This is a genomic window from Lignipirellula cremea, assembly GCF_056501455.1.
Window position 1 is genome coordinate 1,566,923 of the sequence record NZ_CM151415.1, and the last position, 24,449, is coordinate 1,591,371.

The 24,449-nt window shown below is 65.1% G+C and carries 19 protein-coding genes and 1 tRNA gene; 10 read left to right on the forward strand and 10 right to left on the reverse strand.

Translation table 11 applies throughout. The features are described from left to right. Nucleotides 1-142: 142 nt before the first annotated feature. Entirely contained in the window at nt 143-1,852 is a 1,710-nt protein-coding gene (locus SH602x_RS06120; protein WP_479475942.1) for a vWA domain-containing protein, read from the reverse strand. 96 nt (nt 1,853-1,948) lie between these two features. Next, on the reverse strand, nt 1,949-3,358 hold the full coding sequence (locus SH602x_RS06125) for a magnesium chelatase ATPase subunit I (RefSeq protein ID WP_479475943.1): 1,410 nt from the start codon (nt 3,356-3,358) through the stop codon (nt 1,949-1,951). Between the two features lie 562 nt (nt 3,359-3,920). On the opposite strand from SH602x_RS06125, the gene SH602x_RS06130 reads away from it, so the two are divergent. Continuing rightward, nucleotides 3,921-4,250, forward strand: coding sequence for a hypothetical protein (locus SH602x_RS06130; protein ID WP_479469328.1), 330 nt, complete (start codon nt 3,921-3,923; stop codon nt 4,248-4,250). Between the two features lie 138 nt (nt 4,251-4,388). On the opposite strand, the gene SH602x_RS06135 is transcribed toward SH602x_RS06130, so the two are convergent. Both SH602x_RS06135 and SH602x_RS06140 read right to left on the reverse strand, forming a co-directional pair. Further along, nucleotides 4,389-5,159: a HisA/HisF-related TIM barrel protein gene (locus SH602x_RS06135; protein WP_479475944.1), complete on the reverse strand. Its 771-nt coding sequence runs from the start codon at nt 5,157-5,159 to the stop codon at nt 4,389-4,391. A 130-nt stretch (nt 5,160-5,289) separates the two neighbouring features. Continuing rightward, nucleotides 5,290-6,849 carry a prenyltransferase/squalene oxidase repeat-containing protein gene (locus tag SH602x_RS06140; RefSeq protein ID WP_479475945.1) on the reverse strand — a complete coding sequence of 520 codons (1,560 nt, stop codon included), beginning with the start codon at nt 6,847-6,849 and terminating at the stop codon, nt 5,290-5,292. Nucleotides 6,850-7,342: 493 nt separating this feature from the next. Between SH602x_RS06140 and rpmG the strand changes: the two genes are divergently transcribed. The 5 genes from rpmG (at nt 7,343) to SH602x_RS06165 (ending at nt 12,462) form a co-directional block, all read left to right on the forward strand. Further along, nucleotides 7,343-7,507: a 50S ribosomal protein L33 gene (rpmG, locus tag SH602x_RS06145; protein WP_479469325.1), complete on the forward strand. Its 165-nt coding sequence runs from the start codon at nt 7,343-7,345 to the stop codon at nt 7,505-7,507. Nucleotides 7,508-7,637: 130 nt separating this feature from the next. Further along, complete coding sequence (gene recJ, locus SH602x_RS06150; protein WP_479475946.1) at nt 7,638-9,410, forward strand: single-stranded-DNA-specific exonuclease RecJ; 1,773 nt, start codon at nt 7,638-7,640, stop codon at nt 9,408-9,410. A gap of 249 nt (nt 9,411-9,659) precedes the next feature. Continuing rightward, on the forward strand, nt 9,660-10,241 hold the full coding sequence (gene def, locus SH602x_RS06155; RefSeq protein ID WP_479475947.1) for a peptide deformylase: 582 nt from the start codon (nt 9,660-9,662) through the stop codon (nt 10,239-10,241). Between the two features lie 108 nt (nt 10,242-10,349). Continuing rightward, nucleotides 10,350-11,369 carry a methionyl-tRNA formyltransferase gene (fmt, locus tag SH602x_RS06160; protein ID WP_479475948.1) on the forward strand — a complete coding sequence of 340 codons (1,020 nt, stop codon included), beginning with the start codon at nt 10,350-10,352 and terminating at the stop codon, nt 11,367-11,369. 85 nt (nt 11,370-11,454) lie between these two features. Then, entirely contained in the window at nt 11,455-12,462 is a 1,008-nt protein-coding gene (locus SH602x_RS06165) for a ZIP family metal transporter (RefSeq protein WP_479469247.1), read from the forward strand. Here the strand turns inward: SH602x_RS06165 and SH602x_RS06170 are convergent. The 3 genes from SH602x_RS06170 to SH602x_RS06180 all read right to left on the reverse strand — a co-directional run bounded on the left by SH602x_RS06170 (nt 12,459) and on the right by SH602x_RS06180 (nt 16,085). Next, entirely contained in the window at nt 12,459-13,499 is a 1,041-nt protein-coding gene (locus tag SH602x_RS06170; RefSeq protein WP_479475949.1) for a LysM peptidoglycan-binding domain-containing protein, read from the reverse strand. The two genes, SH602x_RS06165 and SH602x_RS06170, sit on opposite strands and share 4 nt — an antisense overlap. Before the next feature lie 74 nt (nt 13,500-13,573). After that, nucleotides 13,574-14,467 carry a 16S rRNA (cytosine(1402)-N(4))-methyltransferase RsmH gene (gene rsmH / locus SH602x_RS06175; protein WP_479475950.1) on the reverse strand — a complete coding sequence of 298 codons (894 nt, stop codon included), beginning with the start codon at nt 14,465-14,467 and terminating at the stop codon, nt 13,574-13,576. Between the two features lie 505 nt (nt 14,468-14,972). Then, complete coding sequence (locus tag SH602x_RS06180; protein ID WP_479475951.1) at nt 14,973-16,085, reverse strand: glycosyltransferase; 1,113 nt, start codon at nt 16,083-16,085, stop codon at nt 14,973-14,975. Between the two features lie 402 nt (nt 16,086-16,487). Between SH602x_RS06180 and queA the strand changes: the two genes are divergently transcribed. Continuing rightward, entirely contained in the window at nt 16,488-17,573 is a 1,086-nt protein-coding gene (gene queA, locus SH602x_RS06185) for a tRNA preQ1(34) S-adenosylmethionine ribosyltransferase-isomerase QueA (RefSeq protein WP_479475952.1), read from the forward strand. Nucleotides 17,574-17,669: 96 nt separating this feature from the next. Here queA and SH602x_RS06190 read toward each other — a convergent pair whose 3' ends face one another. From SH602x_RS06190 to SH602x_RS06200, 3 genes are all read right to left on the reverse strand, one after another. Then, nucleotides 17,670-18,683: a hypothetical protein gene (locus SH602x_RS06190; protein ID WP_479475953.1), complete on the reverse strand. Its 1,014-nt coding sequence runs from the start codon at nt 18,681-18,683 to the stop codon at nt 17,670-17,672. Nucleotides 18,684-18,699: 16 nt separating this feature from the next. Further along, nucleotides 18,700-20,625 (reverse strand): preprotein translocase subunit SecA, encoded by a 1,926-nt coding sequence (locus tag SH602x_RS06195; RefSeq protein WP_479475954.1) that lies wholly within the window; start codon nt 20,623-20,625, stop codon nt 18,700-18,702. A gap of 230 nt (nt 20,626-20,855) precedes the next feature. Next, on the reverse strand, nt 20,856-21,644 hold the full coding sequence (locus tag SH602x_RS06200) for a hypothetical protein (protein WP_479475955.1): 789 nt from the start codon (nt 21,642-21,644) through the stop codon (nt 20,856-20,858). 324 nt (nt 21,645-21,968) lie between these two features. Here SH602x_RS06200 and lpxD point away from each other — a divergent pair, with 324 nt between their 5' ends. The 3 genes from lpxD to SH602x_RS06215 all read left to right on the forward strand — a co-directional run bounded on the left by lpxD (nt 21,969) and on the right by SH602x_RS06215 (nt 24,369). Continuing rightward, nucleotides 21,969-23,027, forward strand: a complete 1,059-nt coding sequence (gene lpxD, locus SH602x_RS06205; protein WP_479475956.1) for a UDP-3-O-(3-hydroxymyristoyl)glucosamine N-acyltransferase — start codon at nt 21,969-21,971, stop codon at nt 23,025-23,027. Between the two features lie 32 nt (nt 23,028-23,059). After that, nucleotides 23,060-24,040, forward strand: a complete 981-nt coding sequence (locus SH602x_RS06210; protein WP_479475957.1) for an LpxI family protein — start codon at nt 23,060-23,062, stop codon at nt 24,038-24,040. Between the two features lie 256 nt (nt 24,041-24,296). Continuing rightward, nucleotides 24,297-24,369: transfer RNA gene (locus SH602x_RS06215), tRNA-Cys, on the forward strand. The last annotated feature ends 80 nt before the right edge of the window (nt 24,370-24,449 follow it).

Here is a 24,449-nt window from a genome sequence, read left to right on the forward strand (position 1 = left end):
GCCACTGGCTCCGCCAGTGCCGCGTCTGGATCGATCGTCCAACAGGTCCAACCGAGCCGTTCGTTCCAGCACTGGCAAAGCCAGTGGCACCCTCTTGAGACTCACGATCTAAAGCGAGTGGCTGTACTACGACGAAGTCTCGTCAGCTCAGGATCTCCCGTTTCCGCTCGACGTAATCCCACAGCACGAAGCGGTCGAGATCCTTCCCGGCGGTGAAGAAGACGCGGCCCTTCGTCGACTCGGCCAATCGATAGGCGAAGCGAACGTCTTCCTCCGACTGCGACCAGCTCGGGATCAGGAACAGGTTGATCGTGATCCCTTCGCGGGCGCACAGGCGGCCCTCGCGGAGCGTCGCCTCTTCCGTGCGGGGATCCGCCGGATAGAGAAGATAAAGCTGCGTCCCCTCGAAGTGCGCCGTCGGCAGGCCGTCGGTGATCAGCACGATCTGCTTATTAGGCGTGTCCTGCGCGGCCAGCATCCTGCGCGAAAGCTGGAGCGCGTGCTGGATGTTCGTGAAGTGAGGGGGAATCGCCGACTCCGTGATGTTGGGGTCGGCCATGTCGGCCCTCAGACGCACGACCGGATCGTACAGCGTCACGGGCTTGGGCATCAGTTCCACGATCTTGTCGTTCGCGCAGGGTTTGGCGAACGAGTACATCTCCAGGAACGACAGCCGATCGCCCGGATACTCCCGGCGGATCAGCCCTTCGAGCGCGAGCGCCATGCGTTTCACGTTGACGTACTGGCCGTCGTACCGCATCGAGCCGCTCATATCCATCACCACGCAGGTCGCCGCCTTCGGCGTGTTGCGCGTGACATGGATTTCGATATCGTCCGGCGTCAGACGGATGGGAGACTTCGCACCCGGCTCGCGGATGAGCGAGTTGATGAACGACTGCGGAATGTCCATCTGGGAGACGCTGTCGCCGAACTCATAGGCCTTCGACTTCTGCGTCTCGACGGCGCCCTCGCCTTTGACGTCGTTGCGATGACGGCCCGTGCGCGAAGGCTTCAGCGCCGCGAAGATCCGTTCGAGCAGTTTGCTCTGAAAGACGCGCATCGCCTTGGGCGTCACTTCCAGGCGACCGTTCTTGTTCTCGATGCCCGCCTGCTCCAGCGCTTCGCGCTGATACTGCTCGACGATCCGTTGCAGCTCCCGCAGATGGTCGACGTCCGCCTGTTCGACGAACTCGGCCAGCGCCTCCATATCGATGATCGCGATCTGCGCGTTCTTCTCCGCCTCTTTCAACTGCTCCAGCAGGCGATCGATCTCTTCCAGTTCTTCCTTGACCTCGAGCGCCTTCTCGACCGACATCGCCTGGCGGCCGGTGAAGTCGTACTTCGCGATCAGTTCTTCCACCTGATAGACGTCGCCCAGGCGCTGCATCAGATGGAGCAGCGTCTTCGCGAAGGCGGGCTCGCTGCGATCGGCGGCATACCACAGGCGCTCGACGTCGCGATACTGCCGGGACGAAGTCGCCTTCTGAAAAGCTTCGCGCAGCTTCTTCGGCGGCTTCGTATTCTCCGCGATCTTGCTGTAGCGGGATTCGGCTTCCCCCGCTGCCGCGGACGTTTCGTACGTCTCGAGGATCTTCTTCTTCCGCTCTTCGAGCAGCTTTCGAAGCGCCTCCAGGCTGGGCCCCAGTCCCTGGATCATCGAGGGATCGATATGGATCGCCCGGGCGAGTTCTTCGGGCGTCAGCCGTCGCGTCGAGCCGTACTGGAGCAGGTGCTCCATCGCCGGCGAGACGACGTCGGAGGGAGGCTGCGTCGGGGGCGGGAAGTTCCTGGGATCGAACTTCTGATAGGTATGGACGACGCCGCCGACGGGTAGATTCTTCGAGGAAGTCATGGCCTTGTTCCTGTAGGGCAGGCGCCCCGCCTGCCGATCCGAACCACCGATCGATTCCATGGCAGGCGGGGCGCCTGCCCTACAGGAAAGGCGAACTCATTCGATCTCGTAGGAGATCCGTCCCTGCTGCTGACGACGCGAGATGCGATCGCTGGCGTAGAGTCCTGCGAGAACGAACTCGATGCACGAGGCACGCACGGCAGGATCGTCCAGTCGATTGACCTCGAACGCCTTCTCCCAGACTTCCGGCACGATCTTCGCGCGATCGGCGTAAGAGGAGGAGGGAAGCAGGTCGCCCACCTCGATCCGCACGCCCTTCGAGAAAGCGTCGGCGATCTGATCCAGGCCGTGGCGTTCGACGTACTCTTCGAACACGACGCGAATCGCCTCGGCCATGATCGCGTCGAGCGCCTGACGTTCGCTCACCTGGCTCGATCCCATGAGATCGAGTTCCAGCTTTCCCAGCGACGAGGCATACAGATGGCCCAGGTCGCTGATCCGCGGCACCGCGGGCTTCTCGCCATGCAGCACGGCCCGCTGGCGCGCGGAGGCGACCATCGTGCGATAGTTCGACATGCTGAACCTCGCGGAGACGCCGGACTGATGATCGACGTACCGCGACTTCCGCGCTTCGATCGTGATCTGCGCCACGATCTCCTTCATGAAGTAGGGCACCTGCACCGGATACTCGCCGTCGAGCGAGATGCCCGCTTCCTGTTCGACGATCTGAATGCCCGCGTCGCGCGTCTTGGGATAGTGCGTATGAATGACCGATCCGATGCGATCCTTGAGTTGCGGAATGACCTTTCCGCTGCGGTTGTAAGTCGACGGATTGGCGGAGAAGAGAATCGCCAGGTCGAGATCGAATCGGATCGGATATCCGCGGATCTGAACGTCGCGCTCTTCGAGAATGTTGAAGAGGCCGACCTGAATCAGTTCGTCCAGTTCGGGAATCTCGTTCATCGCGAAGATGCCGCGATGCATTCGCGGAATGAGACCGAAGTGCAGCGCCTCCTCCGCGGAGAGGCTCACCCCCTGGGACAGTTTGGCGGGGTCGATCTCTCCCAGCACGTCGGCGAACTTCGTGCCCGGCGCCAGGCGTTCCGCATACCGGTCCTCGGCCTTCCACCAGCCGATTCGGATTTGCGATGGCGACGCCTCCGCCAGACGGTCCCTGCCGAACTTCGTAATGGGCTTGAGAGGATCTTCGTGTACCGGACATCCCGCGATGTCGAGATACGGTAGCTCCGGATCGAGAAAGGTCGTGAGCCTGCGCATCAGGCGGGACTTGGCCTGTCCCTTCTCGCCCATGAAGAGCAGGTCATGCCCCGCGATGAGCGCGATGTTGAGCTCCGGGATGACGGTATCTTCGTACCCCACGAGGCCGGGGTAGAGATTCTCGCCCGAGGCGAGCCGGCGGAGCAGGTTCTCGCGCATCTCCTCTTTGACCGTTCGCGAACGCCAGCCGCTGTCGATCAGATCTTGCAACGTCTCAGGTCGGGACATCCGGTTTCGTTCCTGCGGGCTTCGGTCGTAACGGTCGCGTCGGGCGGGGCAGCGGCATTATACGGGCGCGTTCGAGCGGACCAGCGAAATGCCTCGGCAGCCCGACCTTCGACTTTTGCATCGGTCGAAGTCGATCCAGGCGCCGGGCACGCGCCGCCTCATCCATCTCGCAACCGCGTCAGCGTCTCACGCACAACGCCTCTTATCGCCGCGACCGGAGGAAGATCGATCCGCGCGATATGCGATCGATCGCGCGTCCCTTCGGCGCTCCGTCGTACTGAACAAGATGCCGTTCGGGCGGGCGCCTGCATGAATTTCCGCTCGAACAGGAAGGCGCTATCGAATAGTCGCCGGGCGCTTCGCCCATACTCTCTGGAATGCTGATACGCGCGTTCAGTCAGCGAATCTATTGCAGAATTAGCGCTTGCGTCGACTTTGCAAGCTGTATTCTGGGGGTTAAGTTCTCTAGTCGAGACCTATATTGCGTCTCGGCGATTCAGGGCGATTACGATCCCGTCGAGGTCGACGACAGCCGGCTCGCCTTTATCAGGAAAGCGAAACGATGGCGAAGAAGAGGGGCAACGGCGCGAACAAGTCCGAACTGATCCGTCAGGCGATGGACGCCGGGATCAACAGCCCGCGCGAGATCTCGGTCTATCTGAAGGATCAGCACGGCATCGAGGCGACGCCGGCTTACGTGTCGACCATCAAGTCGAACATGAAGCGCAAGAGCGGCGCGCCGTCGAAGACCCGCGGACCCCGCGTCCGGAAGGCTGCCGCTCAGATGTCGGACAACGGCCTGACCTCGGGCATCGAATTCATTCGCGCCGTCGGCGGTCTGGAGAACGCCCGCAAGGCGCTCGACCTGATCGAAGAAATCAAGCGGATGTAAGTCGCCGCGGAGGCGATCAGATCTCGAACGCCGTGCGAACGCGAATCCTGCGGGCGCGCGGCGTTCAACGCTTCCGGTCGCGACGTAAGGCGAGCCGGGCTCGGCAGCGCCTCTGTCTTTTCAAGGCGCGATGATGCCTTACGACGGAACGATGCGTCCGTCATGCAGCGCCGATCCGACGAGGACCGCGTCGCAGCCTGCTTTCCGTGCGGCGACCAGATCTTCCCGCGAGCGTATGCCGCCGCCCGAGATCTTGCGCCGGAAGTCAAAGAAGGGCTTCGACCCTTCCAGGCCGGCGGGCCAGGCGAACCCCCGGTCGCTGCCGACCTGGTCCAGATCGAGCGCGACGACCGAGTCGACGTTCGCCGTCTGAGCCGCGCTGATCCAATCGTCCGGCGCCGCTGCGCCGGCTGACGCCGAAGCGACAGAACCCTGCTTCGTGCGGAAGCGTCCGCGAAGGTAGTCGAGTCCCAGGACGACGCGTTCGGGCGAATCGAACGCCGCCAGGCATTCGCAGAACGTTTCGACGTCCGGCGACGTTTCAGTCGCGAGTACGAAGCGGAACCTCGACGCAGGCAGTTCCCGCCTCGCTCGCTCGACGTGCTCGGGCGCGCCGATCCCTAGGTCGAGCAGTACCCTGACGGGCAAATCCGTAATGCGGCGCAGGAGGTCGAAGTGCGGCGCCCGTTCCTGCAACGCGTCCAAGTCGGCCGCATAGATCTCGTCGAAACCGAAGCGTTCGAAGAGTTCGGCCGCGATTTCGAGGGGATGGCGCCCTCGCACGAGGACGCTTTCGAGCGGCTGGTACTCGCTTCGATTTCCTCGCACGGCCCGCACTGCCCGTCCGTCGAGCAGATCGATCACCGGAATGACGGGACAGGTCGAATCGTCGGCAGGGGGCTCACGCATGGTTGGGTTCGCCTCCCGAAGCGACCGCCCGACCGCGATCGAACCTGACGGCAATCTGTCTTAACGACGCGAGCCGCGTCGGGGAGACGCGGCTCGCGAGTCGATCAGCGGTCTGCAGGATTCGGGGGCTCTACAGCGCGAAGTCCTGCTCCGCGGCCTGCGACTTGTAAATCGGCATGTGGCGGTAGTAGACCTCGAGAATCATCGTCGCGAGGGCCGTCGAGTAGAGTCGCCCGCCGCGTTCGCTGCCATGTTCGCCGGCGACGAACCAGCTGCCCGCTTCCGGTCCGGTCTGCCCCTGACCGTCGACGAGCGCCTTGCTCATCCGGGCGTTCCACTTGTCCCACTCGGGACCGCCGTACTGCCGCAGAACCTGCGTGGCGTAGTAGTTGTAGTACATGTTCCCGTTCTGGGCCTTGGCGTCGATGATCGGGCCCGTATCGGAGAGGAACTTGACGCCGCGCATCAGAGCCGGGTTGTCTTTCTTCCAGCCGAGGTACATGCGGCAGAGCAAGCCGATGCTCGTCGTTCCGGGAGCTTTGCCGGGATCGGTGTATCCGTAATAGGCGCCCGATTCCGCCGAGACGCCGTCAAGGAACTTGATCGCTCCGCGAATCGTCGGCTCCGGCACTTCGAGGTAGCCGAGGTGACCCGACTTGAGCGCCATGATCTGCCAGCCGACGGCGGAGGTGTCGCCGGGCTGACGGGGCTGATAGCGCCAGCCGCCGCCGACCGGGTCCTGGGCGGTGACGATGAAGTTCAGCGCCAGTTGGGCCGGCTTGGCCAGTTCCTTGTCCTGCGTCATCGCATAGGCTTCGCAGAGGCAGATCGCCGCGAGACCGTGCGAGTACATGCTGCCGCCCCCTTCGTGGTACGACAGGGCGTTGCCGCGGAACTTGCCGTTCTGGAGCAGGAACTGCAGGCCGCGTCCGACGGTCTCTTTGTATTCGCCTTCGCGATGCGTCATGCCGGCGCCGAGGAACGGCAGCAGCGCCATCGCGGTGGCGCCGTTACGCGCCGTGGTCAGGTTGCCAGGGTCCGAGGACGTCCGGACGCCGGGGCCCTGGGTGTGATCGAAGTTCCACCCGCCGTCGGGAAGCTGATGCGCGGCGAGCCACTTGAGGGCCAGACCGACCGCACGCTCCGTCGCGTCGGAACCGCCCCCCTCCTTGAGCATGTTCCCTTTGACTTTGGCGTTGCTGCGTCCGCCGCCGAGGCCCGTTCCGCCGATTCCGACGCCCTGGTACAGCATGCTGGCGTCGACGGTGTTGTCGGAGAAATCGAGCAGGTCCTGCTCGATGTTGCCCGCGTCCAGCATGTCGGTGTTCGTGATCTCGATCGGATCGAGCGTCGGGTTCGTGACAGCGGCGATCTCCAGCGCCTGCTCCATGTTTTCCAGCTCTTTGACTTCCTCGAGCTGCAGCGGAATTTCGATATCCTGCAACTCCTCGACCTCTTCCTCTTCCGGTCGCTGCACGATGATCTCGCGCACGTCTTCCGAGCGAGGCTCTGGCGATCCGATCAGCGCGAGCGCAATGAGCAGGAAGAAGTGAAAGACGAGGCTGACGATCCAGCTCGGGACGGCGTTGAAAAAGATGAAGCGTCCCATCCCCCGCTTGTCCTCTTCGGGGACGTACGAAGCGCCCGGATCGGCGCCTCCTTCATCCTGGACGTGGAGGGGATCGCTCATCGGAGCGGCGTTCCGCGGATCGAAATTGGCCATAGGTCGTCGGCTCCCCGACCGTCGTAGAAACGACGTTTAGATAAGACTCGTCGGCGGCTTCCCGGCGATCGACGAGGGACTCTCGCGACGCGAACGCGTCGCGAGAGAAACGAACGGACTAGCGGCAACGTACTCACGACAATGGTAACGAGCGCTTTCGGGGGGCGCCCGGCCCCAGCGTCGCCGATCGCTGCATCCTCGGGGACCGGCGTGCGGACCGGCCCTCAACTCTTTCGACCGACGATAGTTCGGTCGCATTATTAAACCCCGCGAGCCGGGAAAAATAAAGAAGCGAGGCGCCCCGATTTTCGCCGGGAGAGCGTCTTGCCGGTCTCTCGCCGGGGGCAGTATACTACGCGGCTTTCCCGTGACGTTCGGAAGACTGCCTCAGGACCGGCCCCCAGTGCGGATCGGCCAGGGGTAGCGTGCAATTGCCGACCGGCGAGCGACGTGCAGTAAAATGGCCAAGAGCAAGAAAAAGGTCGAAGTCGTGTTCCTCGTCTGCGAGGAGACGGGCGACTACAACTACACGATCCGGCGGAAGTCGGGCGGAGAGAAGCTCCGTCTCTCCAAGTACTGCCCCCGCCTGCGGAAGCACACGCTTCACGTCGAGAAGAAGAAGTAATCTCGGCGACGTTCGGCCTGTCCGACTGGACAGGTTCGTCCCGATCGCGCCTGCCGGCCTGAGTGGCGGAGCGCCGCAGCGGACTGCCGCTGCTTGACGGATTGCTTCGTTCGCCGGAGAGGAACGGCTGTTGGCGGCGCTTCGCTGGAGAGTCGCCGCCCATGACGCGGCACGCATCGCCGCTCTGGAACGGGCGGCCCGCGTTTCCCCGCTCGTCGCTCAGATTCTGCTCGCTCGGCAGATCTCGTCGCCTGAGGAAGTTCGCGCGTTCCTCGAGCCGAAGATGGCCGACCTGCGGGAGCCGGAGTCGCTCCCGGGCATAACGCAGGCCGTCGAACGCATCATGCGATCGGTCGATGCGGGCGAGCGAATCGCCGTTTACGGCGACTACGACGCCGACGGCATGACCGCGGCCGCGATGCTGTTCGCGTGTCTGAAAAAGCTCGGCGCCGAGGCCCGGTATCACGTTCCCAGTCGGCTCGACGACGGATACGGGCTCAATTCCGAGGCGATCGAGAAGCTGGCGGCGAAGGGCGTGCGCCTGATCGTCACCGTCGACTGCGGCATCAACAGCTTGACGGAGGCTCGTCGGGCGAAGGAACTGGGCGTCGGTCTGGTCGTCACCGACCACCACGAACCGGGCGCCGAGCTGCCCGACGTCGATGCGATCGTCCATCCGCGGCTGCCTGGAGCCGATCCCGCGGTCGCCCATCTGTGCGGCGCGGCGGTCGCGTTCAAGCTCTGCTGGGCGCTCTGTCAGGAACGATCGAAGGCCAAAAAGGTATCGCCCGAGCTCCGAACGTTCCTGCTCCAGGCGCTCGGGATGGCGGCGCTCGGCACGATCGCCGACTGCATGCCGCTCGTCGGCGAAAACCGGACGCTCGTGCGGCACGGACTGACCAGCCTGAAGCATCATCCCGGCGTCGGCCTGGAGGCGCTGATGCGGGTGACGAAACTTTGCGACAAGAGCGCCCTGCAAAGCGAGGACGTCGCCTTCATGCTCGCGCCGCGGCTCAATGCGGCGGGTCGTCTCGGACAGGCGCTGCTGGGGGTGGAACTGCTGGCGACCGATTCGCCCGACCGCGCGGCGGAACTCGCCTCGTGCCTCGACGACTTCAATCGCCAGCGCGAGACGCTCGAACGCCGCGTCCACCTCTCGGCGACGAAACAACTCAAGGCTTCTTTCGATCCGGAGAACGATCCGGCGATCGTGCTGGCGGATCCGGAATGGCACCCCGGCGTGATCGGCATCGTCGCGGCGAAGCTGGCCGAGCGTTACGGTCGACCGACGCTTCTGATCGCGCTCGATCCGCTGGGCGTGAAGCCGGGACAGGGCTCGGGGCGGACGGTGCCCGACGTGGCGCTCCATCAGGCGCTGCTTGCCTGCACGGAGCATCTCGCCGGACACGGCGGTCACGCCGCCGCGGCGGGCTTTCAGATTAAAGAGTCGTGCGTCGACGCCTTTCGCCAGGCGTTTTTCGAGTACGTCGCCGGATGTCGCGACGGCTCGGGCGCCGGCGGCGATCTGGAAGTCGAGGTCGAAGCCTGCCTCGCGCAGCTCGACGTTCCGACGATTCGTGCGATCGATTCCCTGGCCCCGTTCGGCGAAGGGAATCCTCGCCCGCTCTTCTGTTCCCGCGGCGTGCGACTGGCCGAGGATCCCCGGCTGATCGGCAAGGGAGAGAATCACCTCTCCGCCTTGCTGGTGCAGGACGGCATCCGGCAGCGAGCGATCGCCTTCGGCAAAGCCGACTGGCTGCAGCCGCTCAAGGAGGCGGGGGAGTTCTCGATCGTCTATCGCCCTTCGCTGAACGAATTCCGCGGACGCGTGACGGTCGACCTGCATCTGGTCGATTGGCGCGTCGAAACGCCGTCGCCCGCCGTCATGGCCTCGCATCGCTGATCGCGTTGCGTGGGGGTAGGTCAGGCATTGCCAGACGACGCGGAAGAAGCGTTCCGCGCGACGGTCTCGGGTCGTGGGACGATGAACGCCGCAGCGCAGACTTGTCCGAAGTAGCCGTCAGGCAATGCCTGACCCACAAGACTGCAGGACTCGATCCGGCGAGTCCGGGTCCGCCTTCGTTACGTGGAAGCGGGCCCTCGATATAATGGCCCGTTCGCCTTGCCGAGTCCGCCGCCCCGCCGAAGCCCGATGTTGAAGATCGTCCATTATCCGCACCCGATTCTGAAGCGTCCTTCGAAGCCGCTGCGACGCGTCGACGACGATCTGCGGGGACTCGTCCGCGAGATGTTCGACCTGATGTACAAGGCCAAGGGGATCGGCCTGGCCGCGAATCAGGTCGACCTCCCTCTGCGACTGTTCATCGTTAATACCGAAGGCGACCCGGCCAAAGGCCAGGAACTGGTCTTCATCAACCCGGTCATCACGCGCCCTCACGGCACGGCCGAGGCTGAAGAAGGATGCCTGAGCATCCCCAGCGTCTACGGCCAGGTGAAGCGACCGAAGGAGGTCGACATCCAGGCGTACGACCTTCAGGGAAACGAAATCACGGCCAGCCTCTCGGGCATGATGGCGCGCGTGGTCCAGCATGAACTGGATCATCTCGACGGAACGCTGTTCGTCGAACGGATGTCCGAAGCGGGAAGGATGACCGTCGATCCGGAACTCGACGAGTTCCGCTGGGAATTCCAGAATCTCCGTGCGACCGGCGGCATTCCGTCCGATGCGGAACTCGCCGCGAAGTGGGCGGAGTGGGAAGCGAAGTACTGCTGAGCGGTTCGGCGCTCTTCCGTAGGGCTGGCGCCCTCGCCTGCCATCGCTGCGGGTACACGGTTCCTGGCAGGCGAGGGCGTCAGCCCTACAAAAATGCAGAGGCGACTCTTGAAGCTCGCGATGATGGGAACGGGGCCGTTCGCGGCGCCGACGTTCGCGCACCTGCTGGACGGGCCGCATGAGGTCGTCGCGGCGTTCTGCCAGCCGGAGCGTCCCGTCGTCGGCAAAAAGGCGCCGCCGGAAAGTCCGATCGCGCTGCTCGCGAAGGAGCGCGACGTACCGCTCTATCGCCCCGCTTCGATCAACTCGCCCGAGGCTCAGGAGATATTAAAGCAGCTCGATGTCGACCTCTTCGTCGTCTGCGACTACGGGCAGATTCTGTCGTCGGAGACGCTCTCGCTCGCGAAGAAGGGGGGCATCAATCTCCACGGCTCGCTGCTGCCGCGGCATCGCGGATCGGCGCCCGTGCAGTGGGCCATCTATCGCGGGGACGAGATCACCGGCGTCACGGTCATTCACATGACGCCGAAGCTCGACGGCGGGCCGATGCTGGTCGTCGAGAAGCGTCCGATCGCGCCGCGCGAGACGGCCGACCGACTGGAGCAGCGCCTCTCTTTCCTGGGGCCAGCCGCGGTCGACCAGGCGCTGGCGATGCTCGAGACGTGGGACGGCGATTCGCCGATCGGCGAACTGCAAGACCAGTCGCTTTCCACCAAGGCGCCTCGTCTGAAACGCGAGGACGGTCGCATCGACTGGTCGCGAAGCGCGGCCGAAATCGAGCGTCAGTTTCGCGCCTTTCAGCCCTGGCCGGGCGTTTTTTCCTGGGTGCGACTCTCCGACGGGCGAATCTTGCGGGCGATTCTGAACGACGTGCGACTTGACGACGTGCAACCGGACGACGGCGTCGAAGCGCCGAAGCCAGGCGCGGTCGTTTACGAGGATCGCGAGCGGATACGCGTGCGGACGGGGGAGGGAACGGTCTCGATCCGTTCGATTCAGCCTGCCGGAAAGCGATCGCTCACGCCGGCGGAGTTTCTGAACGGTTATCCGCTCAAGCCGGGCGACACGTTTCTCTCCGACGACCCGGATTCGCCTTCGGCGAATAGAGAGGAGAAGGGGACAAAGTAGAAAGTAGACGGAAAATATCGACTGCTTTCGTTCCTCTACTTTCTACTCTCTATTCCCTCCTTTCTCTCGAGGCCGGCTCGCGTTCATGGTCGTCCCGCTCCTTATCGCCTATTCGCTGGCGATCTTCTTCGTCTCGGTCGTCGGCGGAACGATTCCGCGCTGGATCGAGCTGACGCACGCGCGGATGCAGTCGCTGATCAGCCTGATCGCGGGGCTGATGCTGGGGGTCGCTTCGTTTCACCTGCTGCCGCATGCGGTGGGAGCGCTGGGGAGCCCCTTCTGGGCCTGCGTCGCGATGATGGCGGGCCTGCTGACGACGTTCATGCTGCTGCGGGCGTTCCACTTTCATCACCACGAGCCGGCGAACGTCGAACTGCGACCGGCGCACGATCCGCATCTGTCCGTTCATGAGGCGGTCGAATCGGCGTCAGCGCCCGCGACCGCCTACGCCTGCGAACATGATCACGATCACGCCGGCCATCATCATCATGGCCACGGACACGGCCATGGCGAGCACGCGCACGCCCATGGATTCGGCGGGCCTGGGTGGTCCTGGCTCGGCATCGCGCTCGGTCTGGCGATTCACACGCTGCTCGACGGCGTGGCGCTCGGATCCAGCGTCCTGATCGAGGGCGGCCCCTCAAGCTGGAATCTTCCCGCGGGCCTCGCGACCTTCCTGGCGATCATTCTGCACAAGCCGCTCGACGCGCTGTCGATCGCTTCGGTGATGAAGCGCGACCGCTGGAGCTACGCGGCGCAGAACGGGGTCAACCTGCTCTTCGCGGTGCTCTGCCCCATCGGCGCGTTCGCCTTTCTCGTCGGCATTCAGGCGGTCGAAGAGTATGCGGGACCGCTGATCGGCATTGCGCTCGCGTTCTCGTCGGGCGTGTTCCTGTGCATCTCGCTCAGCGATCTACTGCCCGAGGTGCAGTTCCATCACCACGATCGCGTGCGGCTGACCGCCCTGCTGCTGCTCGGCGTCGGCATCGCACTGGGCCTCGAAGCGCTGCATGGCAGCGCCCATCTGCCCAAGGCCCCGGAGTCCGACGCTACGGCGGACGAGACGCCCGATGCGGGCGACCCGACAAGCTAACGCACCGAGGGCGCTCCGACGGGCGGGAGCGAGCGAGGACGTTCCGCAGGCGCGGCGGCCATCATCGGCGCCGGCGGAAGCTTGAGTTCGTAGTGCTCCGGCAGCGGCGCGTCCGGCGCCGAGACCGCACGCTGGTTGAGTCGAAAGACGTCCGTCCATCGACTCGCGTCGCCGAGCTGCGTCTGGGCGACCGAGAGAGCCGTGTCGCCACGCTTCGTCCGGTAGCTGCGCAAACGAGCGACGTCCGTCGACGACGCGTCGGTCGGTACGTCCTCGGGAAAGAGTTCTCTTAACGTCGCCACCGGAGGGATCTCCAGAGACCGACCGACCGGCAGCCGATCGGGCTCCGCGATCGACGATTCATGAAAACGATAGAGCGCCTTGAAGTAGGCGCCGGTGCCGTACGCCCGCTCGGAGATCAGCCAGAAGCTGTCGCCGGGGCGGATCTCGATCGCCGTCGGGCCGTCCTTGTCTGCATACGCTGCGGTCGCGAAGCTCGCGCCGTAGTCGCCGGCTGGGCCGTTCTCCTCGTACGAGCCAGCGCTCGCGGAGACCTGCGGCGGAAGCGGAAGCCGTCCCGTCGTACCGACGCCTGCGGGGCCTGCGTCGGCAAGCGGCGGCGCCGAATGGGATCCGTCGAGCGATCGAGGCAGACCGTGAGTCGACGCGACCGACGAAGCATCCGTCGAGACGCCGGTCGGCGCAGGAGCCCAGGGGTCGTCGTTCGCGCGACCGATCTGCGGAACCGCGTAGATCGCTTCCGGAGGATGCGTCGTCGATGAAGCCGCGACGGACGGAGGAGCGGGGCCCCCTGCGACCGGCGTCGAGCCGAGGTACTTCGATTCCACGAAGCGCCAGCCGACGACCGCAACGCAGAGCGCCGCGAGCGCTCCGAGCACGCCTGCCGAGATCTTCGCGTCGGTCGTCCACCCGCCAGAGCGCCGGGGCTCGAACTGTTCGCGAGTTCTTTCGCTCGTGCGCGTCCGTTCGCCCGTGCGGGGGCGTTCGTCTCTCGATCGTCTGCCTTGCGACTGCACGACGATACCGTTCGGTAATCGGAAGAAGCCCGCAGCGCGAAGACGCTTCCGTCCGTCCGGCAAGCGGACGAACGCTAACGACGCGCGGCGACACGGAGCTTGGCGCTCCGCGAACGCGGGTTTCTACCGATTTCCTGGTCCGACGGCGAGATCGGTTTTTTGGTGAGATTCTCCCACCGATCGCGATCGCGGAAGGCGTTTTTTACCGGGCGATCTTCCAGCGAGTGAAAGCTGATCACGGCCAGGCGTCCGCCCGGCTTCAGCAGCGCGTGGAATCGCTCGAGCGCGAACTCGACCCATTCCAGTTCGCGGTTCACGGCGATGCGGAGCGCCTGAAAGGTTCGCGTCGCCGGATGGATCGGACGGCGGTCCCCCTTCGCGACACGGGCGCGGGGGACGCAGGACGCGACCAGGTCCGCCAGCGCTTTCGGCGTCTTGATCGGCGAACGCCGGCGCGTCTCGACGATCTTCCGCGCGATGCGCCGGCTGAAGCGTTCTTCGCCGTATTCGTAGATCAGGTTCGCCAGGTTCTCTTCCCGCATCTTCTCGATCAGGCGCCACGCGGGCTCGCCTTCCTCGGGATCGAACCGCAGGTCCAGCGATCCCTCCGAGGTATAGCTGAACCCTCGCTCTTCGTCCGCGAGCTGATCGCTCGAAAGACCCAGGTCGAGCAGAATGCCGTCGAGCGGGGGAAGCGAAAGTTCGTCCGCCAGGTCGGGCAGATCGGCGTAGTTCGCATGCACGACCTCGACCGGCAGTCCGGCCAGCGTCGTGCGCAGTCGCTCGGCAGCCGCGGGATCGCGATCGAGGGCGATCAGCTTTCCGCCGGGAGCGATCCGCTCGGCGATCGCGCGGGCGTGCCCTCCTCCGCCTGCCGTTCCGTCGACGATCGTCATGCCCGGACGCGGCTCGAGGCCGGCGAGCACCTCGTCCATCAGGACGGGAACGTGAACGGTGGCGTCCGACATCGCAGGGGGCAAGGGCTCAGAGGGCGAGGGAGTTCGTCGAACCTCGCATTGTCGCTGAAATCGCGTCGCTGCGGAGCGTCCGTCAGCTTGCCGATCTTTGTGCGTGTCGCACGGACCTGTAGCGTGCACGGCGCTCTGGATCAGGGCGAAACGAAAAGAGGCCGCGGCAGAACGTTCCATGTCTGCCGCGGCCTCGCAATCTGTCGCGACGGGGAAGAGCCCTCCACGCCCGGCTCCCGTCCCGTCTCTGTACCTGACGATGTCCTTGTCGCCTGGCTTGCAGGCGAACCTGCAATCCTGCCGAGTCCCGTCCTCCGCGAAGCGCTTCCGTGGCTCCGGCTTCCTGTTGGTCTCGACAAGTTGTCAACACCTTAACGGGATCATCCGGCCTTGCAAGCGCTTTTACCGGAAGAATCCCTAATCTCTATCGTAAGTTTCGACGGTTACGGAAGCTGAGCGAAGCCTCGCTCCGTGGAGAACTCGTCGGCATGTCTTCGCGCTACGATCAGGAGCCTGCGAGCGACCGATAGAGCCGGCTATAGCGCTCGACGACGACGGCAGGGCTGAAGCGCTCGATCATCCGCTGACGATTCGCGTCGCCCAGTCTTCTTCGCAAATCTCCATCGGAAACGAGCGCCGCGATTCTGGCGCTCGCCGCGAAGTAATCGTCGCCCGCGACCATCTGGCTCGCTGCGTCATCGCCCAGCGTTTCGGCGACTCCTTCAACGTCGCTGGCGACGGCCGGGAGTCCGGCCGCGAACGCCTCCAGCAGAGCGTTGGGCATCCCTTCCCACCGCGAAGGGAGCAGGAACAGATCGCTCGCCGCCAGCCATGCGGGGACGTCGCTCCGCCAGCCGACGAAGTGAACGCGGTCCGCGACGCCGAGTTCGTTCGCGAGTCGTTCCAGGCGCCGACGTTCGGGACCGTCGCCGACGATCGTCCAGTCGAGATTGGCGCCCATGTCGAGCGCTTTCGCCACCCATCGCATCCCCTGATCGAGGCCCTTCTGGGGATGGAGCCTGCCGACGGAGATCGCGCGCATTCGATCGACCGGGGCGGAGGGATAGTCCGCGGGCCGCTCCGATGTCCAGGGATCGGGAACGTCGACGGCGTTCGGAATCACGAGCAACCGCTCCGGCGGAAAGCGTCGCCGCTCGACGTAGAACTTCCGCACCGACTCGCTGACGCAGACCGCTCGATCGGCCCGTTCGAGAGAACGTCGTTCGAGCGTCGTCCGCCACCCTCGCGGGTCGGCCACGCGATAACCGGCGACCAGTTGCACGTCTCTTCCGCGCGCTGCCCAGGCGCCCAGGACGTTCGCATGAAACAGGAAGGTCTGCATCGCGTCGGGTCGCAACTTGTCGAGCAGTCGCTTCAGCCGACGCATCGCGGAGAAGACGTGCGACGCCCCGGGCGCCTCCAGCGAATGGACCGCGACTCCCGAACTCTCCAGCCGCTTCACGAGTTCGCGGCGTTCTTGCGGCAGCGGGGCGATCGAACAGACGATGGGCTCGAAGCGATCGCGATCGAGCCCGGTCGCGATCCGCGTCAGGTTCTTCTCCGCCCCGCCGTAGCCGAGTTCGGTCGCGAGAAAGAGAACGCGGATCGGCTGCGGCACGTCGGTCGAATCTCCCGGCGATCGGAGCTCGGAGCGCGCCTTGCGGTTCGCGCGCATGAGCCTGGGTGGCCCGGATTGCTTGCAATCCGGGTCGAACGAAGTTCGACAAGAGGATCCAAGGCCGGCCGCGGATCTTGATTCCGACCGCCGCTGACGGCCTCGTGCGGCTGACGCCGCCCGGATTGACGAGCAATCCGGGCCACCCTGACGATGCGGTTCGCCGAAACGGACGATCCGTCGTGAAATGACTCTGTACTACACGCGAACTCCGATGCGGTTCGCAAACCGCAAGGTGCGCTCGGCGCTCTGACAGCGTCTCCCGCCATTGGTCGAAGTTCGGCGGAATTGTAGCATGAGCGCCCGCGGTTCGACCGCGACCCTTCCGCTGACGACGATAGGCCGATGACACGGGATGCCGCCGAGGACTGGGACGACGTTCGCGCCTACGACTACGATCTTCCGCCGCGACTGATCGCGCAGCATCCGCTGGAGGACCGGACGTCGGCCCGGATGCTGGTCGTTCCGCGAGGCGACGGCAGCGTCGCGCATCGACACGTCCGCGACCTTCCGACCTACGTGCGTCCGGGCGACGCGATCGTGCTGAACGACACCCGCGTCGTTCCTGCGCGGCTGGTGGGGCGCCGCGCCTCGACCGGCGGGAAATGGCAGGGCCTGTTCCTCGAAGCCGACCCGGGCGGCTTCTGGCGGATTCTGTCCAAGACCCGCGGAAGAATGACGGCGGGAGAGCGGATCGTCCTGTTCGATCGCCAGGCGGAAGACGCGATCGAACTGGAGACCGTCGAGCGCCGCGATCGGGGCGAGTGGATCGTCCTGCCGGTCAGCGACCGTTCGGCGTGGGAGATCCTGGCCGATGTCGGGCGCGTACCGCTCCCGGGATACATTCGCGGCGGGGAGATGGGGCCCGGCGACGAGCAGCGTTACCAGACCGTCTACGGTCGTCGCGACGGCGCCGTCGCCGCTCCGACCGCGGGTCTGCACTTCACGGAGAACCTGCTGGCCGAGCTGCTCGGCCAGGGCGTCGCGATCGAGCATGTCACGCTGCACGTCGGAGTCGGCACGTTCCGACCCGTGGAGGCTCCGCGACTTTCCGAACATGCGATGCACTTCGAACGAGCGGAGTTGACGGCGGAGACGGCCGAGCGTCTGAACGCCGCGCGCGCGCTTGGCGGTCGGATCATCGCGGTCGGCACGACCAGCGTCCGTACGCTCGAAACGGCTGCCGCATCGGGGACACCTGCTTCAGGAACACTGGCCGCGTGGTCGGGCGAGACGAACCTCTTCATCCGCCCGCCGTACGAGTTCCGCGCCTGCGACGCGATCCTGACCAACTTCCACCTGCCCCGCAGCACGCTGCTGGCGCTGGTCTACGCCTTCGGCGGACCCGCTCGCATGCGAGCCGCCTACGCGACCGCCATCGCCGAGCGCTATCGCTTCTACAGCTACGGCGACTGCATGCTGATCGGGTGAGCGTTCGTGCTTCTCGTAGTTCGTAGGGTGGGTCATTGACCCACCTGCTTGAAGGAAGGGTCCGCGCCATGGTGGGTCAATGACCCACCCTACGGGTTATCGAGTCGGATTGACGGGACCGCGCGATCTGGCGAGGTTCTCGCGTGCGTCCAGGATGCTCTCAGGCCAACAGCCGCGCGATTTCGGATGTCGTAGCCCGTTGTCGAGATCGACGAACGAAGTGTGAGGCGCAAGTCGCTCCTCGAAGATCTGATCGTCCACCGCATTCACGGTCAGGTCGACGACTCGCCATTTCGTCAGCACGTGTCGCGTCTCGCTCTTCTCTTCGTCTTCGCCACGCTGCGGCAGCCAGACTCCCGGCGCGACTTCCTTGAAGTCTTCGTTGCGATGTTCGTACAGACTTCCTGGAAGTTCTTCGGCCGTAATCGTCCATGATCGAACTGCGAAGCTCATTTCAGCGTCGAGAACGATTATCTCCGTCGGAATCGGAGCGTCGGCGGGAATCGCAAGTCCGACTCTTTCCGCCGTATCGCGCGGCGGAGTGGGGTCGCCCTGTAGCGTGACGAACCGCCCCTCAGTACTCGCGATCCGATACTTCGGGTTCCTGAGCACGACTTCCAGATCGTGATGCGTCAGCATCTGACGCTGGAATTCATCGATGTTCGTGGGATCGGGAACCGCCCATCGCACGATGCTTCCGTATTGAGCGAGCGAAAACGCGAACTCGAAACAAGTCTCGCGGCGTCCGAACGACTTATGAGCGCCGTCCGTCATCCGTTGATGTCCGTGCGATCCCAGGATCGTAATGTCGTGACTCGCGGGCGACCGATCGGGAGCGAAGTTCCACTGTTCGATCCGCCGGTTCTCTCCCTTGAAGGCGAACCGCTCCACGCGAGGCTTGGCTTCTACCTTCTTCTCCGGTGCCGCGAGGTCGTGATCGACGTACTCGACTCGTACGTCGAGCGACTGGATTGCCTCGCGCGAGCGGCGAACCGCCTGACGAATCTCTTCGAGACTCTGCGCGTGGACGGCCGGGCCGGCGGCGCAAACCCCCGCGATCAGCATCGTCACGACGCCGAGACTTGACGGCGCTTTGCTCGAACCGGACATCGACGCTCCTCTTCTATCAAAAGTACAAATCCAGAAACGGATCCTGGCCCAGCGCTTTCTGCGTCTCGGCGCGCCAGCGTTCGGCGGCGAGCAATTCCTTGCGATTGCGCGTTCCGCGTCGTTCGAGCAGGCGCTGCGCCTTCGCGAAGAGGGCGGGCCAATGAGACGGCACGGTCCGCTTCGCCGCGATGCGATCCGCCTTCGCCGGTCCGAACGCCAGGGCGAGCACTTCGTCCTGGAGCGAGTGAAAGAACTGGTACGAGCCGGGATCGCCCTGGCGCCCGCAACGTCCGACCAGTTGGCGATCGATGCGAGGCGATTCGTTTCGCTCCGCGATCAGGACGTGCAGTCCGCCCGCCGCGTGTGCCCGTTCGTCGAGACGGATGTCCGTGCCGCGGCCTGCCATATTCGTGGCCACGGTCACGCGTCCCGCCTGACCTGCCTGTGCGACGACCTCCGCCTCTTCTTCCAGGCGCCGCGCGTTGATCGTGCGGGATTCGATGCCGAGTTCGGTAAGCAAGTCGGCCAGACGTTCCGAGAGCTCGATCGATCGGACGCCGACCAGGACCGGACGCCCCTGCTCGCGAAGCTCTTGAACGGACGCCGCGATCGCGTCGAGCTTCTCGCGCTCCGTCGCATAGCAGCGAGGCGGAAGCTCCACCTTTCGATTCGGACGATTCGGCGCGAGCGACGTCGTGCGCAGCTTGTAGATCGATCGAAGCTCGACCGCGGCGGATCTCGCCGTGCCAGTCATGCCGCTCAGTCGCGGGTAGCGCAGGAAGAAATCCTGCACCGAAACGCGGGCCGCCGCGCCGAGCGGGGCGCTGATCTCAAGGCCGTCGCGCGCTTCGATCGCCTGCTGAATCCCGTCTTGCCACTTCCGACCCTCGGCGAGCCGGCCCGTCGATTCGTCGACGATCACCAGTTCGCCGTCGCGGACGACGTAGCTCTTCTCCGGCAGAAAACGCCGATCGACGAACAGCGCCCGTTCGATCGCTTCGTAGAGATCCGCGACGGAGAACCGGGAGAGTTCCTGCGACGAGGGAAGCGTCCTCGCCTTCTGTCGTCCGGCGAATGTCAGCGCCGCGGAGCCCGACGTTTCGTCGATCTCGTAGTGCTCCTTCGCCGCGAAGCTGAGCCGGACGTCGGCTGCCCAGCGATAGAGAGCCTCGCGGGAGAGCGTCCGTTCGGAGGGAGGCAGGCTGATCACCAGCGGCGTTCGCGCATCGTCGATGAGCAGACTGTCCGCCTCGTCGACCAGCATCGAATGGAGCGGTCGTTGCGTCGTCGGCTGAGCGTCGGTCCAGGCATCCTGCGCCAGCGGATCCCCCTTCGCGACGGCGCCGCACAGGGCACAACCCGCTTCCGCCAGTCGATCGCGTAGGAAGTCGAAGCCGAATTCTTTCGCCGATCCGTAGGTGACGTCGCAGAGATAGGCCTGCCGTCGAGAGCGCGGCGGGGTCGCCCCTTCGATCACGCCGACCGTCAGGCCCAGCGTTTCGAAGACGGGCTTCATCGTTTCCGCGTCGCGTGCGGCGAGATAATCGTTCGCCGTCGCGAGATGAGCGCCCTTGCCGTAGAGCGCCTCCAGCGCCAGCGGCGCGACGGCGACCAAGGTCTTCCCCTCGCCCGTCTGCATCTCGACGATCGTCCGCCGCACGAGCCCGATTCCGCCGAGCAACTGCACGGGAAACTGCTGCATGCCGAGACGTCGTCGGCTCGCTTCGCGGACGAGCGCGAAGGTCTCCTCGATCAGCGAATGCGCGCTCGCGCCGCCCGCCGCGCGGTACTTCAGCGAGCGAATCTCGCGGCGGAGCGTTTCGTCGGGTTCGTCCGTCCAGAGACGTTGCCGCTCGACGATGCTTGCGATCAGCTTCGCGTCCGAACGCCATAGCTGAGCGCCGAAGCGCACGACCGGCGCCAGTCGATCGAGAGTGAGCATGAGCTGGCTACCGATCCGTCTATCGCTGAATGTCATGTTCTCCTCCGGGTGCCACTGGCTCCGCCAGCGCTTTTCCGGAGGCCGAATCGCTCGTGTTGGATGATCCTTCAAGATGCAGCACTTGCGGAGCCAGTGGCACCCGAAACGCTTCGATCAACCTGACAGAGAACGATAGACGAACTACTAGGTAACGCGGCGCCCATGCAGGAGAGCGCCGCGCGCCATCGGCCTTAACGGGCGCGCCATTGCAGCGAGTCGACGCTCGAGGTCGACGAAGAAGCGCCGCCCGTCCACGTCGAAGGAACGCCGCTCGCGGTCGGCAGCGAAGGTTGCGTCGCCGCGGCGTTCGTCGAAGGCTGTCCGTAATTGCCGCTGCCGTAGGTCGGCTGACCGTACGGGGCGGCGTTCGCTCCTGCGGCGCTCGCGGCGGCGCCGTAGTAGGTCGGCTGGCCTGTGCCGGCGGCGGGCAGATTCGGGTTCGCGATCGGCTGGTCGTAACCGACGGTGGCGACGCCTCCCTGCGGAGAGAAGCCGGCCACCGGCGATCCGTACGCCGTGCCAGGCGAAGCGAACGATCCGCCGACGCCGAACGACCCGCTGGGGCTCACGCCTGCCATGGGAGCGCCGGCGGGAAGCGGCTGCGCGGCGATGCCCGCGGCGCTCGATCCGTTCGCCGTGGAGGAAGTGCCGGGGTTGTAGTAGGCGTCGTTGCCAGTCGGGGGAAGCGTCGGAGGAACGGCTGACGACCCGCCCAGTCCGGCGCCGACGGCAGGCGTTCCGGCGGGCGCCGCTGCGGCGGGTGCGGTCGCTCCCGCGCCGGTCGGCCAACTCGGAGGGACGGTCGATCCTCCCGGGGTTCCGACGCCTGCGGCGCTCGCGCTCTTCGCCATGCCGTAGCTGCCGGTCGTCGGTGGGGCGAGACGCGTCGGCTGGAACGCGGCGTAGGGAGAGCCGGCCGGCTGCGTCTGCTGACAGCCGACGACGGCGATCGCCAGAACGGCTATTGCCCAGCGATTCATGAAGACTCTCCCTCTACCCACGAAAAAGAATGCGTGCGAGGGAGATAGCGATCGATGGCTAGCGCCGCAAGGGCGATTCGCCGGCCGGCTCTTGTAGGGCAGGCGCCCCGCCTGCCTTTGCAGCGCTAACGAGCGTCGATGGCAGGCGGGGCGCCTGCCCTACAAGACTCGTTCAATTCTCGCCTTGTAACTTTGGACGCCTGTCGTGTAATTTTTCCAATCGAGCGGCGCCTCGTCGTCTCCTTCGGCCTGACGCCGTCGATGTCGGCTGTCGTCGGAATCTCCGCGACGGTCGCGATAATCGGCTATTGGGAAAGGAATCCCATGCCCGCCTATACGGTGGAAGAACTGTCTCGGCTCGTCAGCGGACGAGTCCTCGGCGATCCGAACGTCTCCGTGACCGGAGCGGCGACGCTTCGCGAAGCGGTCGCCGGACAGATCACGTTCATTGACGACGCGAAGCGCCTGCTGGAACTGCGGGCCTGCTCCGCTTCCGCGGTCGTCGTCCCGCGCGGCGTCGTCTGCGACGATCGGCCCTGTATCGAGGTCGAAAGCGTCCATGCCGCGTTCGCCGCGATTCACGGCGCCTTCGCGCCCGTGCGGCCGCTTCCGCGTCCGGGCGTCAGCCCCGCCGCGCATGTCGACCCGACGGCGACGATCGGCGCGAACGTACAGATTCATCCGGGCGTCTACGTCGGTCCGCGTTGCGAGATCGCGCATGACGCGATCCTGCATCCGAACGTCGTGCTGCTGGGCGATTGTCACGTCGGTCCGCAGACGGTAATCTTTCCGAACGTCGTCCTGTACGAAGGGACGGTCGTCGGCGCCCGATGCCTGATCCACGCCGGCGCTTCGATCGGCGCGTACGGCTTCGGGTACTCCACGAAGCAGGGCAAGCACGTTCTCTCTGCGCAGCTCGGCAACGTCGTTCTCGAAGACGACGTCGAGATCGGCGCCTGCTCGACCGTCGATCGCGGAACCTACGGTTCGACGCTGATCGGCGCGGGATCGAAAATCGATAACCAGGTGCAGATCGCCCACAACGTCCGGATCGGACGCGGGAACATCATCTGCTCCCAGGTCGGCATCGCGGGCAGCTCCTCGACCGGCGACTATGTCGTCCTGGCGGGTCAGGCCGGCGTCAAGGATCACGTTCATCTGGGGCATCGCGTCACCGTCGGCGCCCAGTCGGGCGTGATGACCGACGTTCCCGACCAGGCCGTCTACGTCGGATCGCCCGCGCGTCCGGAGCGAGAGCACATGCAGATGCTCGCCGCGTCGCTGCGACTGCCGGAGATGCGCAAAGAGTTCAAGCGTCTGCTTCGCGAACTTCAGGCCGCGCAGGCGTGCGAAGTCGCTGCTTCCTCCCGCGAAGCGGCATGAGCCTGACCGCCGTCCTCTCGACGAACGCTTCCGTGTCCGCATCGCATGACATGACCCGCGGCGAATTGCCCGAACCCGAACTGCCGGGGCCGGGCGACCGGGTCGGCCTGATCGCCGGGTGGGGGCGCTTCCCGATCGTGGTCGCGCAGGCGCTGAAGGCTCGCGGCTGCGAAGTCTATTGCGTCGGGATCTTCGGACATTGCGACACCGAGCTGCGGACGCTCTGCGACGACTACGTCGAAATGGGCCCCGCGAAGCTGGGCGCTCAAATGCGGTGGTTCCGTCAGCGCGGCGTCTCGTGCGCCACGATGGCGGGCAAGCTCTTCAAGACGCAGATCTTCAAACACCGCCACTGGCTCTTTCATCTCCCGGACTGGGAGACGATCCGCTCGTTCTATCCGCACTTCGTGTTGAAGTCGCGCGACCTGAAGGACGACACGATCCTGCTGACCGTCATCGAAACGTTCGCTCGCAAGCAGATCCGCTTCGAGCCGGCGGTCCGCTTCGCCCCGGAGCTGCTCGTGAAGTACGGCTGCCTGACCCGCAAGGGTCTCAACGACGCTCAACGGAAGGACGTCGAGTTCGGCTGGACCGTCGCGAAAGCGCTCGGCGGACATGACATCGGCCAAAGCGTCGCCGTCCGTCACGGCACGATCCTGGCCGTCGAAGCGGTCGAAGGGACCGACGCCTGCATCCGCCGCGCGGGCGAGCTCTGCAAGATGGGCGGGTTCTCGCTCGTGAAGACGGCCAAGCCGCAGCAGGACATGCGGTTCGACGTTCCGACCGTCGGGCTCGGTACGATCGAGACCCTCCGCGCGGCCGGCGGAAAGGCGCTGGCCGTGGAGGCCGACCGCACGATCTTCCTCGACTATGACGAGACGGTCGCCTTCGCCGAGCGTCACGGCATCGCCATCGTCGCCGTCGAAGCTGGCGAGAGAGAACTTTCCATCCCCGCCGCCAATCCGGAAACCGTCGCTGCCGACGACGACGGATCCATCGAGTCGGCTGCGTGAGCGGTCGGAAAATCCTGCCGCTGAAGCGATCCTCTCCGTCCGTTCAGGCCTCTAAAGAGAGAAGAGCGCGGCGGCCCGCCTGTCCTCGCCTGATCTGAGTGAACCGGAGATCTTTCGGGGGGCGTCCGCGCTCCCTTCAAGTCCTTGCTTCAGCGAACTTTACGCTCGCAGGAACTTGTCGCGACGAAGGCGATTTTCTCTCACGATCCCCCTTGCAGCTAACCGATACAACCAATACTTTTGAACGAATCGTTACGGCGTCGTAGCCAAGTGGCTAAGGCAACGGATTGCAAATCCGTCATGCGTGGGTTCGACTCCCACCGACGCCTCTTGCGAATCAGTTGATTCGCGACGATTGACGAAAAACGCCCTTCGCTGATCGCGAAGGGCGTTTTTTCGTTTCAGGGCC